This window comes from Methylobacterium sp. J-043, from assembly GCF_022829505.1.
Lineage (GTDB): Bacteria > Pseudomonadota > Alphaproteobacteria > Rhizobiales > Beijerinckiaceae > Methylobacterium > Methylobacterium extorquens_A.
Window position 1 is genome coordinate 128794 of the sequence record NZ_JAKSYB010000043.1, and the last position, 16519, is coordinate 145312.

The 16519-nt window shown below is 68.5% G+C and carries 13 protein-coding genes, 1 tRNA gene and 2 pseudogenes; 8 read left to right on the plus strand and 8 right to left on the minus strand.

Annotation, left to right across the window (positions count from 1 at the left end):
• The first annotated feature begins 91 nt into the window (after positions 1-91).
• Complete coding sequence (locus MKK50_RS11150; protein WP_082482298.1) at positions 92-268, plus strand: DUF3606 domain-containing protein; 177 nt, start codon at positions 92-94, stop codon at positions 266-268.
• 69 nt (positions 269-337) lie between these two features.
• Here the strand turns inward: MKK50_RS11150 and MKK50_RS11155 are convergent, their stop codons facing one another.
• Complete coding sequence (locus MKK50_RS11155; protein WP_003603178.1) at positions 338-559, minus strand: YdcH family protein; 222 nt, start codon at positions 557-559, stop codon at positions 338-340.
• 251 nt (positions 560-810) lie between these two features.
• Here MKK50_RS11155 and MKK50_RS11160 point away from each other — a divergent pair, with 251 nt between their 5' ends.
• Positions 811-987: a YdcH family protein gene (locus tag MKK50_RS11160; protein ID WP_003603176.1), complete on the plus strand. Its 177-nt coding sequence runs from the start codon at positions 811-813 to the stop codon at positions 985-987.
• Between the two features lie 217 nt (positions 988-1204).
• Complete coding sequence (locus tag MKK50_RS11165; protein WP_499022267.1) at positions 1205-3136, plus strand: propionyl-CoA synthetase; 1932 nt, start codon at positions 1205-1207, stop codon at positions 3134-3136.
• 128 nt (positions 3137-3264) lie between these two features.
• Here MKK50_RS11165 and MKK50_RS11170 read toward each other — a convergent pair whose 3' ends face one another.
• Positions 3265-3924 (minus strand): ceramidase domain-containing protein, encoded by a 660-nt coding sequence (locus tag MKK50_RS11170; RefSeq protein ID WP_499022269.1) that lies wholly within the window; start codon positions 3922-3924, stop codon positions 3265-3267.
• Between the two features lie 85 nt (positions 3925-4009).
• Between MKK50_RS11170 and xth the strand changes: the two genes are divergently transcribed.
• Positions 4010-4804 (plus strand): exodeoxyribonuclease III, encoded by a 795-nt coding sequence (xth, locus tag MKK50_RS11175; RefSeq protein WP_076643995.1) that lies wholly within the window; start codon positions 4010-4012, stop codon positions 4802-4804.
• 47 nt (positions 4805-4851) lie between these two features.
• Here the strand turns inward: xth and MKK50_RS11180 are convergent, their stop codons facing one another.
• The 4 genes from MKK50_RS11180 to MKK50_RS11195 all read right to left on the minus strand — a co-directional run bounded on the left by MKK50_RS11180 (position 4852) and on the right by MKK50_RS11195 (position 10063).
• Complete coding sequence (locus MKK50_RS11180; protein ID WP_253373114.1) at positions 4852-5739, minus strand: tetratricopeptide repeat protein; 888 nt, start codon at positions 5737-5739, stop codon at positions 4852-4854.
• Positions 5726-7456, minus strand: coding sequence for a dihydroxy-acid dehydratase (ilvD, locus tag MKK50_RS11185; RefSeq protein WP_499022272.1), 1731 nt, complete (start codon positions 7454-7456; stop codon positions 5726-5728). Before ilvD ends, MKK50_RS11180 begins: the two co-directional genes overlap by 14 nt.
• A 445-nt stretch (positions 7457-7901) precedes the next feature.
• Positions 7902-8684 (minus strand): ethanolamine ammonia-lyase subunit EutC, encoded by a 783-nt coding sequence (gene eutC, locus MKK50_RS11190; RefSeq protein ID WP_499022274.1) that lies wholly within the window; start codon positions 8682-8684, stop codon positions 7902-7904.
• Positions 8681-10063, minus strand: a complete 1383-nt coding sequence (locus MKK50_RS11195; RefSeq protein ID WP_499022276.1) for an ethanolamine ammonia-lyase subunit EutB — start codon at positions 10061-10063, stop codon at positions 8681-8683. The genes eutC and MKK50_RS11195 overlap by 4 nt, the downstream gene beginning before the upstream one ends.
• Before the next feature lie 622 nt (positions 10064-10685).
• Between MKK50_RS11195 and oxlT the strand changes: the two genes are divergently transcribed.
• Entirely contained in the window at positions 10686-11984 is a 1299-nt protein-coding gene (gene oxlT, locus MKK50_RS11200; protein WP_301288615.1) for an oxalate/formate MFS antiporter, read from the plus strand.
• A gap of 184 nt (positions 11985-12168) precedes the next feature.
• Here oxlT and MKK50_RS11205 read toward each other — a convergent pair.
• Positions 12169-12243 (minus strand) — tRNA-Val (locus tag MKK50_RS11205).
• Positions 12244-12481: 238 nt separating this feature from the next.
• On the opposite strand from MKK50_RS11205, the gene MKK50_RS11210 reads away from it, so the two are divergent.
• The 3 genes and pseudogenes from MKK50_RS11210 to MKK50_RS11220 all read left to right on the plus strand — a co-directional run.
• Positions 12482-13528, plus strand: a complete 1047-nt coding sequence (locus tag MKK50_RS11210; RefSeq protein ID WP_253373123.1) for a hypothetical protein — start codon at positions 12482-12484, stop codon at positions 13526-13528.
• A 6-nt stretch (positions 13529-13534) separates the two neighbouring features.
• Positions 13535-15688, plus strand: a complete 2154-nt coding sequence (locus tag MKK50_RS11215; protein WP_499022278.1) for a glycosyltransferase family 2 protein — start codon at positions 13535-13537, stop codon at positions 15686-15688.
• Positions 15689-15787: 99 nt separating this feature from the next.
• A pseudogene (locus MKK50_RS11220) lies at positions 15788-16084 on the plus strand (2-dehydropantoate 2-reductase N-terminal domain-containing protein); the annotation flags it as partial.
• A gap of 47 nt (positions 16085-16131) precedes the next feature.
• Here the strand turns inward: MKK50_RS11220 and MKK50_RS11225 are convergent.
• Positions 16132-16519 (minus strand): annotated as a pseudogene (locus MKK50_RS11225) (UDP-glucose 6-dehydrogenase); the annotation flags it as partial.

Below are 16519 nucleotides of genomic sequence, written 5' to 3' on the forward strand. Positions count from 1 at the left end.
TCGCCGAACCGGGCGGAGCCGAAATCGACCGACCGCGTTGTGCAGGAAACGGCCATCAGCGGCCGGGCCCCTTACCTCAGCGAGCTCTCAAATGTCCTCCGCGGACCAGACCACGCGCGCCCGCACTGCAACCCATATCGACATCCACGACAGCACCACCCGGAAGCATTGGGCCGACCTGCTTCAGGTCTCCGACGAGCGCCTGCGCAAGGCGGTTCGCCTCGTCGGAACCCGGGTGTCGAGCGTCTCGGCCTACCTCGCCAAGTGATTTAGTCATTTAGTCAGCAGATCGACGAAAACTTCGCCAGGAAGGCCCCGCCCTTCCTGGCGTTGCGCGTTACGCGATGATGTCCGGCGTGATCTGGTCTTCCAGATGCGTGATCCGGTCGCGCAAGACCAGCTTGCGCTTCTTGAGCCTCTGCAACTGAAGCTGATCGACGGCGACGCTGACCTTCAAAGCCTCGATCGCCTCGTCGAGATCCCGGTGCTCTTCGCGCAACCGCGTCAGCTCGCCGGCCGGATCCGCGACCGCGTCGTTGGCAATCTCGTCCGCCATCATCGCTCGAAACACACCACCGGCCTTGACCGGGCGCGACCATGCGCCAAGCTTCCCGCCGGAGCAAGGCGTGGAGCCCGGTTCTCCCGTCTCGTCGGAGCTTGAAACGGTCAAGGTCAGCCTGCCGTCCCACTCCGAAAGATTTGAAATCACCTTATTAGCGGTGCATCCACTTTGCCGTCGAATGGCTTCGACACGCGCTCCATCCTGTGCCAGTCTACCGCGGTCGGAAACTGTGACAGGAGCGATCCCTCATGTCCTTGCAGACGCATTTGAGCCAGCTCGCCGCCAAGCACGAAGCCCTCGAGCGCGAGCTTCACCACGCGATGCAATCCCTTGCCAGCGACGATCTGCGCATCGCCGAACTCAAGCGTAAGAAACTGCACCTCAAGGACGAAATCGAGCGCCTGCGCGGGGATACCCTCCACTAGCGACGCCCCGGCCGGCTTCGCACTGGGAGGCGCCGCCGGCTCCGACTCTTCTCCCGCCTCGGACACAACCGTCACCGCCGCCTGGGCCACCAGCGCGGCGGTTCTGCTTTGCGGTGGTGCACGTCTCTGAGACAGCGCCGTTGGGCGCGCTGCGGCCAAAACCGCGCTATCATCGCCCTCGAACAGGCCGATCAACAGGCCGCGCGAGGAACCGCCGATGTCCGCCGCCACGCCGTCCGCCCCCGAGGGCGCCTACGCCGCCGTCCACGCCGACTCGCTCGCGGATCGGAACGGCTTCTGGCTGAAGGCCGCGGCGGCGATCGATTGGGACGTCGCCCCGACCCGCGCCTTCGATGCCGAGCAGGGCGTCTACGGCCGCTGGTTTCCGGATGCGCAGCTCAATGTCTGCCGCAACGCCGTCGATCGGCACGCGGAGGGAGGGCGCGCCGACCAGCCCGCGATCATCCACGATTCACCCGTCACCGGCACCAAGCGCCGCATCACTTATGGGGAGCTTCACGACGAGGTGGCGGTGCTCGCCGGCATCCTCGCCGACCTCGGCGTGACCAAGGGCGACCGGGTGGTGATCTACATGCCGATGGTGCCCGAAGCCCTGTTCGGGATGCTCGCCTGCGCCCGGATCGGGGCGATCCATTCGGTGGTGTTCGGCGGGTTTGCCGCCAACGAACTTGCCGCCCGCATCGAGGATGCGGCGCCCAAGGTGATCCTGGCCGCCTCCTGCGGCATCGAGCCGGCCCGCGTCGTCGCCTACAAGCCGCTGCTCGATGCGGCGATCGCCCGCTCGGCCCACAAGCCCGACGCCTGCCTGATCCTGCAGCGCCCGCAAGGTGAGGCCGGCCTCGTCGAGGGCCGCGACCGGGACTGGGCGGAGACCGTCGCGCGGGCGCGCAAGGCCGGGCGGTGGGCCGATCCGGTGCCGGTCGCGGCGACCGACCCGCTCTACATCCTCTACACCTCCGGCACGACCGGGCGCCCCAAGGGCGTGGTGCGCGACAGCGGCGGCTATTGCGTCGCGCTGGCGTGGTCGATGACGAATCTCTACGGCGTCGCGCCCGGCGAGGTCTATTTCTGCGCCTCCGACATCGGTTGGGTGGTGGGCCACTCCTACATCGTCTACGCGCCGCTGCTGCACGGCTGCACCACGGTGCTCTACGAGGGCAAGCCGGTCGGTACGCCGGACGCCGGCGCCTTCTGGCGCGTGGCCGCCGAGCACGGCGCCGCGACGCTGTTCACGGCTCCCACGGCCCTGCGCGCGATCAAGAAGGAAGACCCGCGGGCCGAGCGGATCGCCGGCTACGATCTGTCCAAGTTCCGCGCCCTGTTCCTGGCCGGCGAGCGGGCCGACCCGGATTCGGTGGCCTGGGCCGAGCGGGCGCTGGACCGGCCGGTGATCGACCATTGGTGGCAGACCGAGACCGGCTGGGCGATCGCCGGCAACCCAGTCGGCATCGAGCGATTGCCGGTGAAGTACGGCTCCACCGCCAAGCCGATGCCGGGCTACGACCTCCACGTGCTGGACGAATCGGGCAAGCCGGTTCCCTCCGGCACGATGGGCACCATCGCCGTGAAGCTCCCGCTGCCGCCGGGCTGCCTGCCGACTCTGTGGGGCTCGGACGAGCGCTTCCGCCAGAGCTACCTCTCCACCTTCCCCGGCTTCTACGACACGTCGGATGCAGGCGTGGTGGATGAGGACGGCTACGTCACCGTGCTGGGCCGGACCGACGACATCATCAACGTCGCCGGCCACCGCCTCTCCACCGGCGGTATGGAGGCGGTGCTCGCCTCGCACCCGGATGTCGCCGAATGCGCAGTGATCGGCATCCGCGACGCGCTGAAAGGAGAGGCGCCCTGCGGCTTCGTGGTGCTCAAATCCGGCGTCGCCAAGGACGCCGAGACGGTCGAGCGCGAGCTCGTCGCCCGGGTGCGCGAGGAGATCGGCCCCGTGGCCGCCTTCAAGCTGGCGCTCACCGTGGGACGCCTGCCGAAGACTCGCTCGGGCAAGATCCTGCGCGGCACGATGAAGCGCATCGCTGACGGCGAAGCGTACGCGATGCCGCCGACCATCGAGGACCCGGCCGCCCTGGAGGAGATCGGCGACAGCCTGAAGGCCCGCGGGATCGGAGGTTAGAATCCTGGGATACGAAAGGGATCATCCCTTTCGCGGGTCCAGGGCAGAGCCCTGGTGAAAGGGAATCGGGGCGCCGCCCCGATCCCCCGGCAAAGGGATGATTCCTTTGCGATCCCGGAACTTGAGCCTCAGGCCCTGAACCGGGTCGCCGCGATCAACAGGCGGTAGAGCACCACCGCGTTGAGCGCGTGCCAGAGGAAATGCGTGCCGAGCGGCAGGCGCGCGCAGACGCCGACATCGACCGTGCGGAAGGTCAGCGACACGAGGAAGATCCCGGCGGTCACGAGCACCGAGCGGGCGGTGCCGGGCGCCCGCTTCAGGAGGGCGAGGCCGACGCCGAGGAGTGCCAGGATCGCCGGGGCGTAATCGACCGAGCCGTTGGTGAGGCCCGAGACAGAGCGCCCGGTCAGCGCATCGAGGGCCGGCGTCAGGCCGAAGCTGAGGGCGGCAAACGCCAGCGTGAGGCCGGTCGCCGCCGCCGGCCGGAGGCCGAAGAAGCGGGCCATGGCCAGCGCGAAGTAACCGTAGATGAAGACGGCGATCGGGATCACGTCGGCCAGCATCGACCAGCGATTGGCCAGGGTGTGGAACAGGAACGAGCCGATCCCGACCACGAAGGTCACGGCGGCCAGCGCCAGGACCGGCCCGTCGCCGCGGGCGCGCCGCGCCGCGACTCCGGCCGCGATCAGGAAGGCCGCGTTCGTCAGGGCATTGACCGGCTCGGCCCAGAAGCCGGTATCGCCGCGCTCGCAATAAGCCCGCACCGGCTCGAACCACGACGCATCCATGGAGTCTCTCCTCGCGATCGCCTTGCCAGGGCCGCGCGAAGGCCCGATGACGGGAGCCCCTCCGGCCGAGCCTCCTCCGAGCCCCATGCGGATCACCACCTGGAACGTCAATTCGATCAAGCAGCGGGTCGGCCACCTGCTGGGCTTCCTCGACGAGGCCAAGCCCGACGTGGTCTGCCTGCAAGAGCTGAAATGCCAGGACGCGTCCTTCCCCCGCGAGGAGATCGAGGCGGCGGGCTACGCGGTCGAGACGCTGGGGCAGAAGGCCTATAACGGCGTCGCCCTCTTGGTGCGCGCCCCGCTGCAATACACTCAGTTGCTGCGCGGCCTGCCGGGCGACGCCGAGGACGAGCAGGCCCGCTATATCGAGGCGCTGGTACACGGCGAGGGCGTGGCGCCGGTGCGGGTCGCCTCGATCTACCTGCCGAACGGCAACCCGGCGCCGGGGCCGAAATACAGCTACAAGCTCGCCTTCATGGCCCGCCTGCGGGCGCATGCCCGCGCCCTGATGACGACGGAGGAGGCGCTGGTGCTGGCGGGCGACTTCAACGTCATCCCCGAGCCCGAGGACGCCGCCGACCCCACCGCCTGGACGCAGGACGCGCTGTTCCTGCCCGAGACCCGCCGCGCCTTCCGCGCGCTCCTGGCGGAAGGTTTTACGGATGGCCTGCGGGCTTGCGAGCCGAGCGCCGGCCTCTACACCTTCTGGGACTATCAGGCTGGCTGCTGGCCGCGGAACCAGGGCATCCGCATCGACCACCTGCTGCTCTCGCCGCAAGCCGCCGACCGCCTCGTCTCGGCCTCGGTGCAGCGCCACCTGCGCGGGTTGGAGAAACCCTCGGACCACGTGCCGGTGACGGTAGAACTGAGCGACGGTTGAGGCCGCCGTGAGCCCTCCCGCAGAAGAGGGAGGGTTATCTTCAGCGGTTACCGCCGCCGCCGGGTCGAGCCCGTCGACAGCGACTGCGCCTGGGTCATCGCATCCGCCCGGTCGGCCTCGCTCGCCGAGGTCCAGGCCTTGTCGTAGAGATTGACGATCCAGGTGTCCGCCGCGCCCTGCGCCCCGCCGCGGGCGATGGCGAGCCAAGTCAGGCCCTTCACGGGCTGGCGCTGCACGCCGGTGCCGTTGACGAGCATGTCGCCGAGCAGCGCCTGGGCCGGGCGGTGGCCCTTCTCTGCGGCGAGGTTGAACCAGCGCGCGGCCTTGCGCGGATCCTGCTCGACGCCGGTGCCGTCGAGATAGAGCCGGGCGAGGTTGTACTGCGCGTTGGGGTCGCCGAAATACGACGCCGCGTAGTTGAACATGTCGTAGGCGCGCTCGGCGCTCGGGCGCACGTAGGTGCCCTTGATCCCTTCCAGGAAGTAGGTGCCGAGCGCGTTAAAGGCGCTCGCCACCACGCCCGAATTCGGGGTGTCGGGCGAATCGTCGGTGTTGTCGTCGGCGATGCGCGAGAAATACTCGAACGCCTTGAGGTCGTCGTGGGGCACGCCGTCACCGTCCGCGTACATGCGGCCGAGCTTCCACAAAGCCAGGGTCTGGCCCTGATCGGCGGCGTATTCCAGCGCCCGCACGGCGCCCTGCTTGTCGCCCGCGTTGTAGTCGCGCACGCCTGATCTCAATGCATCGCGACCCGAGCGAAAACCCTTCTCGGGCACCGGAGTGCGGGCGGTCGCGTCGAGCGCGGTGCCGGGATCGACGGCGGCGAGCGTCAGCGCGAAGCCGAGGAAGCCGGCGAGCAGACCCGCGCGGAGCCGACCTAGATCGACCCCGGCCGGCCGCGTGGGCCGGAGAGGGACGGTTCTAGATATCGGCATAGACGTTCGTCTCCCCCGCGCCGCCCGGATGGGTGACGGCGCCGTTCACCGCAGGCCCGACGGTCTGCGCGTACTTCCAGAGATAGCCGGAGGTCGCGGCATTGCCCCGCGGCGTCCATTCCGCGCGGCGCTGGGCGAACTCCTCGTCGGAGAGCGCCACGTCCAGCGTGCCATGAATCGCGTCCAGCGTGATGATGTCGCCGTCACGCAGGAGGCCGATCGGCCCACCGATGGCAGCCTCGGGGCCGACATGGCCGACGCAGAAGCCGCGGGTCGCGCCGGAGAAGCGCCCGTCGGTGATCAGCGCCACCTTGTCACCCATGCCCTGGCCGTAGAGGGCGGCCGTGGTCGAGAGCATTTCGCGCATCCCGGGGCCTCCCTTCGGGCCCTCGTACCGGATGACCAGAACCTCGCCGGGCTTGTAGGTGCGGTTCTGCACCGCTTCGAAACAGGCCTCCTCGCCGTCGAAGACGCGGGCGGGGCCGGTGAAGACCTGGGCTTCGGCCGGCATGCCGGCGACCTTCACGATCGCGCCCTCGGGCGCGAGATTGCCACGAAGGCCGACCACGCCGCCGGTGACTGTGATCGGCTTATCGGCCGGGTGCACCACGTCCTGATCGGGGTTCCAGGCGACCTTGGCGAGGTTCTCCGCGATGGTGCGGCCGGTCACCGTCAGGCAATCGCCGTGCAGAAAACCGTGATCGAGCAGCGTTTTCATCAGCAGCGGGATGCCGCCGACCTCGAACATGTCCTTGGCGACATAGCGCCCGCCGGGCTTCAGGTCGGCGATGTAGGGCGTTTTGCGGAAGATCTCGGCGACGTCGAACAGGGTGAACTCGATGCCGCATTCATGCGCGATCGCCGGCAGGTGCAGCGCCGCGTTGGTCGAGCCGCCCGAGGCCGCGACCGTCGCGGCGGCGTTCTCGAGCGCCTTGCGGGTGACGATGTCGCGCGGGCGGATGTTCTTGGCGATCAGCTCCATGACCTTCTCGCCCGCGGCGGCGCAGAATTGGTCGCGGATCTCGTAGGGCGCGGGGGCGCCGGCCGAGTAGGGCAGCGCGAGGCCGATGGCTTCCGAGACGGTCGCCATGGTGTTGGCGGTGAACTGCGCACCGCAGGCGCCGGCCGAGGGGCAGGCGACCCGCTCCAGTTCGTCGAGGTCGTCGAGGCTCATGTCGCCGACGGCGACCTTGCCGACAGCTTCGAACAGGTCCTGCACGGTCACCGGCCGGCCGCGGAAGGAGCCCGGCAGGATCGAGCCGCCATAGATGAAGATCGAGGGCACGTTGAGGCGCACCATGGCCATCATCATGCCGGGCAGGGACTTGTCGCAGCCAGCCAGTCCCACGAGCGCATCGTAGGAATGACCGCGGATCGTCAGCTCGACCGAGTCGGCGATGACCTCGCGCGACGGCAGCGAGGCGCGCATGCCGCCGTGCCCCATAGCGATGCCGTCGGTGACGGTGATGGTGCAGAACTCGCGCGGGGTGCCCTTGGCGGCGGCCACACCCTTCTTCACGGCCTGGGCCTGGCGCATCAGCGAGATGTTGCAGGGCGCGGCCTCGTTCCAGCACGAGGCCACGCCGACGAGCGGCTGGTGGATCTGCTCGGTGGTCAGGCCCATAGCATAGAGATACGAGCGGTGCGGCGCCCGCTCGGGCCCCTCCGTCACGTGCCGGCTCGGCAGCTTCGACTTGTCGGTCTGACGCGCGTCCATCGCTGATCTCGTGCCCCGGTCCCGTTACGCCCCCGAGGTCCGCGCGGACCGTTACGGTCCAGCGTGGAAAAACGTCCTTCGACGTCCTCGAAACTCTGCGGTAAGGCGTTGGAGCGACAGCGTTTACCGCGACCCCGGAAGTCGTCCCGGTTTATGGTGGGATTGCGGCGCTCAAAGGCACAGCTCAAGGCAAAGTCAGGTTGCTTTCGCGGTGTGTCGGGGCCGCAACAGCCGAGCTTGCGTCGGCTCTGGGAAGACTTCGCGAAATCAACGCGCGCACACCCTCGCGCGGTCCTGCACGAGGGCTATTTTCAGATAAAATTTTAGCGGCATCGGCGCGTGCAATTCAGGCTTCGCGAACAACCTCGACAGTGCCGACACTTGTCTTTTCTTGAAAGCCGACGACCCTTTCGCAGGGCGCCGCCCAAATCTCCGATGAATTCACTCAGCGTCCGCCGATGGCAGGATCCGGCGCGGCGGCCTCAAGCAACCGATCGCTCTCGTCCTTGAGAGTCACGCCCGTCAGCCCGCGAGAGAAGGCCTGACTCAGGAGCCAGTTCAGCTTGAACGCGGCAAGCTCGAAACTCAGGCCAGCGGGCCGGACGTTCGAGATGCAATTTCGTTCCGCATCCGAGCGTCCGGGCTTCGGATCGAAGGTGACGTAGAGGCCGAGGCTGTCGGGCGAGGACAGGCCGGGACGTTCGCCGATCACCACCACCACCGCGCGGGCTCGCAGCGCCGCGCCGGCCGCGTCCCCCAGCGCGACGCGCGCCTGGGTTGCGATGGTCACCGGGGCAAGGCGCCAGCCGGCCGCCTCCGCGTGGGGCTTGAAGGCGGCGAGCAGCGCGGCGGCACCCTCGTGGACCGCGCGCGCCGACAGACCGTCTGCCACCACGATCGCGAGATCGACGGGCTCGGATGCGGAGTCGGACAGGGCCTTCCGGCTCTCCGGCGAGAGGCGGCGCCCGTAATCGGGACGGCGTAGGTAGGTCGCGCGATCCTCCGCACCGGAGGTCACGGTCACGGTCGGCAGGCCCAGCGCCTCGATGGCCTCGGCGATCGCAGCGGCGTCCATCGGCGTATGTACGGCATCGCGCGCCTGGGCGTGGGCGAGGCCGAATTTCAGCACTTCGCGGGTCGGCAGGCCGGCGCCTGCGCGGCCGAGACCGATCCGGGCGGGGGTGAGGCGGGCCAGCCGCTGCCAAAGGTCGTCGCTCGCGGTGCTCATGCGGCCAGCCCCGGCGCGGCGGTGAGCAGGCGGGCGTCGGCCCCGCCGGGCAGGAGCGCGCCGTCCGCGTCGGTGAGGCCGATGCGGGCGAGCCATTCCTCGAATTCCGGTGCGCGCCTCAGGCCGAGCACCTCGCGGATGTAGAGCTGGTCGTGGAACGAGGTGGATTGGTAGTTCAGCATCACGTCGTCGGCGCCGGGAATGCCCATCACGTAGGTGCAGCCCGCCGCGCCCAGCAGGGTCAGCAGCGTGTCCATGTCGTCCTGATCGGCCTCGGCGTGATTGGTGTAGCAGACGTCCACACCGAGCGGCACGCCCATCAGCTTGCCGCAGAAATGGTCCTCCAGCCCGGCGCGGATGATCTCCTTGCCGTTGTAGAGGTATTCCGGCCCGATGAAGCCGACCACCGTGTTGACGAGGAGCGGCCGGTAGCGGCGGGCGACCGCGTAGGCGCGGGCCTCCAGCGTCTGCTGGTCAATGCCGTGATGGGCGTCTGCCGAGAGGGCCGAGCCCTGGCCGGTCTCGAAATACATCACATTGTCGCCGAGCGTGCCGCGCTTGAGCGCGAGCGCCGCCTCATGCGCCTCCTGCAGGATCGGCAGCGTGACGCCGAAGCTGGCATTGGCCCGCTGCGTGCCGGCGATCGACTGGAACACGAGATCGACCGGAAGGCCGCGGTTCATCGCGTCGAGGGTCGTCGTGACGTGGGTGAGCACGCAGGCCTGCGTCGGGATCTCCAACCGGTCGATGATGCCATCGAACAGGCTCAGCAGCGTCCCCATCGTCTGGATCGAGTCGGAGACCGGGTTGATGCCGATCACCGCGTCACCACAGCCGTAGGAGAGGCCGTCGAGGATCGAGGCGGTGACGCCCGCCGGATCGTCGGTCGGGTGGTTGGGCTGGAGCCGCACCGCGAGGGTGCCGGGCAGGCCGATCGTGTTGCGGAAGCGGGTGACCACGCTGCACTTCTTCGCGACCAGGATCAGATCCTGATTGCGCATGATCTTGCACACCGCCGCGGCGATCTCCGGCGTGACGCCCGGCGCGATCCGCGCCAGCGTCCCGGAGGGGGCGGTGAGCAGGAACTCGCGGAAATCCCCGACCGTCAGACCCGCGATCTCGGCGAACGCCGCCTCGTCGTGGTCGTCGAGAATCAGGCGGGTGACGTCGTCCTCCTCGTAGGGGATCAGCGGACGGGCCAGGATCTCCTTAAGCGGCACCTCGGCGAGGCACCAGCGGGCGGCCATGTTCTCTTCAGCCGATTCGGCGGCAATGCCCGCGAGACAATCGCCGGAGCGCACCGGCGTCGCCTTGGCCATCAGCGTCGCCAGATCGGCGAAGACGTGGGTGCGGGGGCCGACGGTGTGGCGATAGGGCATCGACGGGTTCCTTGGCCTCGCTCGACAGGATGCAAGGATCGCGCGGCCTGTCGAGGTGGTTTCGTGCGGTCATGAGCACCCGGCCCGCTCCGCCCGCGCCCTCAAGCAAGAACGGCGCCCGCGCGAGACTCTTCGAGGTCGAGCGCAGGCCGCTCCGAACGATCTGTCTATTGCGAACCGACACCAGCGTAACGAGGGAGGAGACGGCCCCACCGGAACGGTCTTCGCCAAGACGAATCGAAGAGTTGGCGCCGCAACGATTCGGCCGCCACCCTCGTCCATAGGCCGCGACTGCTCACGGAATAGGCGCCGGATCGCTTTAGATCCGGCATTTCACGGGCAGTGAAGCGCCATTCTCGCGAGCCGCCGCGCGCGTTTCCGGTTGAGCCTCGGCTTTTCATCCTTCCGCGCCGTCACTTTCGTGTCAGATTGCGCATTATTTCGCTTGCCTGCATGGCTGGTATACCAAATAATGCATACCACTGCCCGGGACGAGATAGCCCCTCGAATTCATCGGGCAGACCGAGGAATCGCAACAACCTGCACCGACACCTCTCAAGCCCATCACGCCAAACCTACGCAACAGGCCTTCACGTCTGTGCAGGAACGAGGGAGCACGCTCATGGCATTGTCGTCCATTGCCCCGGATCGGCCGGTACCGTCTTCGAACCGATGGCTGCAAATCATCTTCGGCGTCGTCTGCATGGTGGCTGCGGCCAACATTCAGTACGCCTGGACTCTGTTCGTTCCCGAAATCCAGAAGACCTTCGGCTGGGATCGCGCCGCGATCCAGGTGGCCTTCACGATCTTCGTCGTCGTCCAGACCTGGCTGACGCCGATCGAGGGTTACTTCATCGATAAGTACGGCCCGAGCCGGGTCGTGATGTTCGGCGGCCTGATGACGGGCGCGGCCTGGGTGATGAACTCCTACGCCACCTCGCTGACCGGCTTCTACATCGGCTCGGTCCTCGGCGGCATCGGCGTCGGCTGCGTCTACGCCACCTGCATCAACAACGCCCTGAAGTGGTTCCCGGACAAGCGCGGCCTCGCCGTCGGCCTCACTGCGGGCGGCTACGGCGCGGGCTCGGCCCTGACGATCATCCCGATCGCCAAGATGATCGATGCCGGCAGCTACGCCCAGGCGTTCTTCACCTTCGGCCTGATCCAGGGTTCGGTCATCATCCTGGCCTCGCTGTTCATGCGCTCGCCGGCCAAGGACGAAGTGAAGTTCTCGACCAAGGTGCTGCAGACCCGCCGCGACTACACCCTCGGCGAGGCCCTGCGCACACCGGTCTTCTACGTCATGCTGCTGATGTTCACCTGCACGGTCACCGGCGGCCTGATGGCGGTGGCGCAGCTCGGTGTCATCGCGACCGACCTCGGCGTGAAGAACTTCCAGGTCAACCTGTACTTCTTCGCCATGGCCGCGCTGCCCTTCGCCCTGATGCTCGACCGCGTCATGAACGGCATCTCGCGTCCGCTGTTCGGCTTCATCTCCGACCGGATCGGCCGTGAGAAGACGATGTTCATCGCCTTCTCGATGGAGGGCATCGGCATCGTGGCGCTGGGCTACTTCGGCTCGAACCCCTGGGCCTTCGTGATCCTGTCGGGCATCGTGTTCCTTGCCTGGGGCGAGGTCTACTCGCTGTTCAGCGCCACGGCCGCCGACACCTTCGGCTCGAAACATATCGGCAAGATCTACGGCGTCCTCTACTGCGCCAAGGGCTTTGCCGCGCTGTTCGTGCCGGTCGGGAACCTGATCATGCAGGCGACGGGCACGTGGTCGACGGTGCTCTACACCGTGGCGGTGATGGACCTGATCGCGGCGGCGCTCGCCATCGCCGTGCTGCGGCCGATGCTGAAGCAGCACCACCTCAACAACAACGCGGCGGTGCCGAACGCGGCCCTCGCCCACGCCTGAACCTTCGCTCCCTCGGGATCGGAAGCCAGAGTGAGAAAGCCCCGCCGGAGACGGCGGGGTTTTTTCGTTCGAGCGGAACCGGCGCCACGGCCCGCACCCGCAAAAATCCGCCGAAGGTTCGAGCCAAAGAAAAAGGCCCCGTCTCCGGAGCCTTGGTCTACTCGATCATCCCCTGGAGGGGGGATGGTGGGCGCGACAGGGATCGAACCTGTGACCCCTACCATGTCAAGGTAGTGCTCTCCCGCTGAGCTACGCGCCCCTGCAAGCCGTCCGGGTGGCCCCGGTGTCCTGCGAGGCCGCGGCTATAGCCGGTGCCGCGCGGCTCCGCAAGCGGGACTTTGGCGGAATCGTTTGCCCGCCGTCGAAACACCCGCCGCCGTCCCGTGGATGCCGGGGGCCCGTCGCGGCCCATTGCACGCGAGCGGCAAAAATCGGCTAAGAGTGCGCCGCGGGACGCGCGGCCCGATCAGCGTGGGGCCGAGGACGGCGAGCTAGGGATGCGGTTTCTCCTTTCGTCCGACGAGGGCGACGTGATCCGGGGCTGGGTGGTGCCGGACAACCCGCAGGCGATCAGCCGGGTCTCCATCTGCATTGAGGGGCGCCGCGTGGCGGAGGTCTCTGCGATCCACGCCGACCCGAACTTCGTCCGATTCGGCTGGCACGCGACCGGGCAGTGCCATTTCGAGGTCCGCGAGACCGACGTGCCGGGCCTTCCCGGCATCGAGCGGCTCGAGATCTACGATGTCGACACCAATGTGTTGATCTACCGGCGGCTGCCGCGGACGGGCCTCACCGACAAGAAGGTCATCCTGCTCAACGGGCATATCCGCCCGGAAACGGTGATCCAGACCGCGCTGTATCCCTCTTTCCGGCAGTCGTATTTCGGCATCGGCCGCTTTCCGGACGAGATCCTGCGGGCGATGTTCGACACCGTCACCCTCGATTCCTGCCTGATGGCCGGCTCGATCATCTTCCCGCGCTACGAGGGGCACTTCGTCCAGAGCGGCGCGCTCACCATGCTGATGATCCACGACCCCTTCGTGGAACTGGCGAGCCGCCTGTACTGGCTGCGCGAGCGGGCCAGCCTTGCCGCCAACGCCGAGCAGCACTGGCGTCTCGGCAATCTCGTCGAGGCGGCGGCCTTTACCCTCGATTACGACTTCACCGACGTGAAGAGCCTGAAGCGGCTGTTCCGGATGATGCCGGAGCCGGCCTATCACCTGCTCTACAACCCCCTGACCCGCCAGCTCAGCACCCACGTGCCCGAGGACCGGCTGATGCCGGGCAGTTCCATCATCGCGGTCGAGGTGCTGTCCCGCATCGACGTCGTCGGCCACCGCGACTACTTCGAGGCGTTCATGGCCTCCGCGTTCCACCATATCGGGATCGAGGCGCCGCTGCCGCTCCCCCTGCCGATCCCCAACGAGACGCTGGCGCTCGCCGAACTGCTGCGCGGCATGCGCTTTGCCCGCGACATGGTGGTCTACGACACCGTGCTCAGCGACGCCGTGCGGGCCTCTGTCTCGAAGAGCTGGGAGAGCTGAGCGGCGATGGCGGCTCAGGCTGGGGCCAAAGCGTCGCTCGCGGGTCGGGCGCTGCCGGTGACGGGGGCGGACGGGGCCGAGCTGCGCATCGACCTCTCCGGCGCCGGTCTCGGCGGTGCCTGGGTGAGCGTGACGTGGCGCGATGCCGGCAGCGGCGGCATCGCCCGCGCCCTCGTCAGCGCGGTCTCGGGCGATGGCGGAAACGTGGCGCTGGCCGAGGAGCCGCTGGGCGGCGACGTCTTCGTCTGGACCGGCCGGTTGCCGCCGGGCGTCGCGGCCCTGCGGCTGAGCACCCTGTCGCGGACCAATCCGTTCGTGCTGCAGGACCTCGCCATCCGCCGCCGCGGTCGCCTCGGGATCGTGGCGCGGGCGGGCACGCGCCAGCCCGGCCTCACGGCGCAGGCGGTCTACTGGCGCGTCCTCGGCTTGAAAGTCCGCGCCCGCGGGCTGATCGCGCGGGCCCTCTCCCACCGGGCCGAGACCGGCTACGCGGCCTGGATCGCTCGGTTCGACCGTCTCACGGCGGCGGAGCGGGCACGCATCCGCGCCGAGATCGCGGGGTGGGAGGTGCCGCCGCTGATCTCCGTCCTGATGCCGGTGCACGATCCCGATCCGCGGGTGCTGGAGGCGGCGATCCGCTCGGTGCGGAACCAGCTCTATCCGGCCTGGGAACTCTGCATCGCCGACGACGCTTCGACCGACCCGCGCATTCCGCGGCTCCTCGCCCGCCATGCGGCCGAGGAGCCGCGCATCCGCACCGTGCGCCGACCGGAGAACGGCCACATCGCCCGCGCGACGAACGACGCCCTGACGCTGGCGAGCGGCGCCTACACCGCCTTCCTCGACCACGACGACCTCCTCTCGGAGAACGCCCTGTTCGAGGTCGCCGGAGCCATCCGGACCGATCCGGATCTGGAGCTGATCTACAGCGACGAGGACAAGGTCGATGGACGCGACCGCCGCTTCGAGCCGCATTTCAAGTCGGGCTACGACCGCGAATTGCTGTGGGCCCAGAACTACGTGAACCATCTCTGCGTGGTCCGCACCGACACGCTGCGCCGGCTCGGCGGCCTCAGGCCCGGTTTCGAGGGCAGCCAGGATCACGATCTGCTGCTGCGCCTGACCGAGGGACTGGCCGCGGAGCGGGTGCGCCACATCCCGAAGGTGCTCTATCACTGGCGGGCGGCGGCCGGCTCCGGCACCTTCTCGGATCGAGCTCTGGCGCGGGCCGAGGCGGCGCGCCTGCGGGCGCTTGCCGAGGTGGCCGCGCGCAGGGGCGCCCGGGCCGAGCGGGGCCCGCAGGGGTTCAACCGGCTGGTCCGCCCCCTGCCGGAGCCGGCGCCCCTCGTCTCGGTCGTCATCCCGACCCGCGACCGGGCGGAACTGCTCGGCGTCGTCCTCGACGGGCTCTTCGCGCGCACCGACTATCCGACCTTGGAGGTCGTCGTCGTCGATAACGGCAGCACCGAGCCGGCGACGCGGAATCTCTTCACGCGCTATGCGTCCGAGCCGCGCCTGCGCGTGCTGCCGGCACCGGGCCCGTTCAACTTCTCGGAGTTGTCGAACCGGGGAGCGGTCGCCGCGCGAGGCACGATCCTGTTGTTTCTCAACAACGACATTGAGGTGCTGGAGCCGGGCTGGCTCACCGAACTCGCCTCGATCGCGAGCGACCCCGAGATCGGAGCGGTCGGTGCAAAGCTCCTCTATCCCGACGGCACGATCCAGCATGGGGGGATCGTGCTCGGGATCGGCGGGATTGCCGGCCACAGCCATCTCGGCCTGCCGGGCAGCGAGCCCGGCTACTTCGCGCGGATGCAGTTGTCGCAGGAGGTCTCGGCTGTGACCGGCGCCTGCCTCGCCATGCGCGCAGCGGTCTTTTCCGAGGTTGGCGGCTTCGATGCCGCGCATCTCGCCGTGGCCTTCAACGACGTCGATCTGTGCCTGCGGATTCGCGCCGCCGGCTACCGCATCGTCTGGACGCCGCAGGCCCGCCTCGTCCACCACGAATCGAAGAGCCGGGGCGCCGAGGACACGCCGGAGAAGCGCGCCCGCTTCGAGGCCGAATCACGGGTGATGCGCGAGCGCTGGGAGCCTGTGCTGCGAGCCGACCCCTACTACAACCCGAACCTTTCACGCGCGGCGGCGCATTACCGCCTGTAGGCCGGCAGCGCGGGCGACGGTTTGCGCCGGCCTCGAACCGGGCTAAACACCGCACTGCAACACGCCGGATGCGTTCCGGCCGCCCCGGCGGAGACATCGATGCGCATCGCGATGATTGGCTCGGGCTATGTCGGCCTCGTGTCGGGCGCCTGCCTCGCCGATTTCGGCCACGAGGTCGTCTGCATCGACAAGGATCCGGCCAAGATCGCCGCCCTCAACGAGGGCCGCATGCCCATCTACGAGCCCGGCCTCGACACCCCCGACGCCGAGAACGTCCGCGCCAAACGCCTCACCTTCCCCACCGACCCCACACCCGCCGTGGCGAGCGCCCAGCCCGCGTTTATCGCGCTCGACACCGCGTCCCGCTCTGGCCACGGCTTTGCCGACCCCTCCCACTCCACCCACCCGGCCCTCCGCAACCCCCAGCCCCCCACCGTGTCCACCGCTTCCTGCAGCTCGGCGATGATCGAGAGCGAGTGCGCGACGGGCATGGCGTCTGTGTTCGTCTTGAACGTCAGAGCCAACAGCGCCACCCGCTTGCCAAGGACGCTCCCGCCGCAGGCCGCGATCACCTTGCGCGCCATCGCCCGCTTCCGCTGACCGTTGACCGCAACTACCCTCGCGACGATCCGAACCGGCGTGCCGTCATCCTGCTCCGTCTTCACCAGCTCCAGCGTGTCCTCCTGGTATCACGAGCCGCCATAGCCCGGCCCGGCATGCAGGAACTTGCTACCGATGCGGTTGTCGAGGCCGATGCCGCGGGCGACCTCTTGCACGTTGGCGCCGACCTGCTCGCACAGATCCGCGATCTCGTTGATGAAGGTGATCTTC

Excerpts from the sequence above, each read along its gene's own strand:
- MKK50_RS11150 (WP_082482298.1), top strand. The coding sequence starts at position 92 with ATGTCCTCCGCGGACCAGACCACGCGCGCCCGCACTGCAACCCATATC.
- MKK50_RS11155 (WP_003603178.1), bottom strand. The coding sequence starts at position 559 with ATGATGGCGGACGAGATTGCCAACGACGCGGTCGCGGATCCGGCCGGC.
- MKK50_RS11160 (WP_003603176.1), top strand. The coding sequence starts at position 811 with ATGTCCTTGCAGACGCATTTGAGCCAGCTCGCCGCCAAGCACGAAGCC.
- MKK50_RS11165 (WP_499022267.1), top strand. The coding sequence starts at position 1,205 with ATGTCCGCCGCCACGCCGTCCGCCCCCGAGGGCGCCTACGCCGCCGTC.
- MKK50_RS11170 (WP_499022269.1), bottom strand. The coding sequence starts at position 3,924 with ATGGATGCGTCGTGGTTCGAGCCGGTGCGGGCTTATTGCGAGCGCGGC.
- xth (WP_076643995.1), top strand. The coding sequence starts at position 4,010 with ATGCGGATCACCACCTGGAACGTCAATTCGATCAAGCAGCGGGTCGGC.
- MKK50_RS11180 (WP_253373114.1), bottom strand. The coding sequence starts at position 5,739 with ATGCCGATATCTAGAACCGTCCCTCTCCGGCCCACGCGGCCGGCCGGG.
- ilvD (WP_499022272.1), bottom strand. The coding sequence starts at position 7,456 with ATGGACGCGCGTCAGACCGACAAGTCGAAGCTGCCGAGCCGGCACGTG.
- eutC (WP_499022274.1), bottom strand. The coding sequence starts at position 8,684 with ATGAGCACCGCGAGCGACGACCTTTGGCAGCGGCTGGCCCGCCTCACC.
- MKK50_RS11195 (WP_499022276.1), bottom strand. The coding sequence starts at position 10,063 with ATGCCCTATCGCCACACCGTCGGCCCCCGCACCCACGTCTTCGCCGAT.
- oxlT (WP_301288615.1), top strand. The coding sequence starts at position 10,686 with ATGGCATTGTCGTCCATTGCCCCGGATCGGCCGGTACCGTCTTCGAAC.
- MKK50_RS11210 (WP_253373123.1), top strand. The coding sequence starts at position 12,482 with ATGCGGTTTCTCCTTTCGTCCGACGAGGGCGACGTGATCCGGGGCTGG.
- MKK50_RS11215 (WP_499022278.1), top strand. The coding sequence starts at position 13,535 with ATGGCGGCTCAGGCTGGGGCCAAAGCGTCGCTCGCGGGTCGGGCGCTG.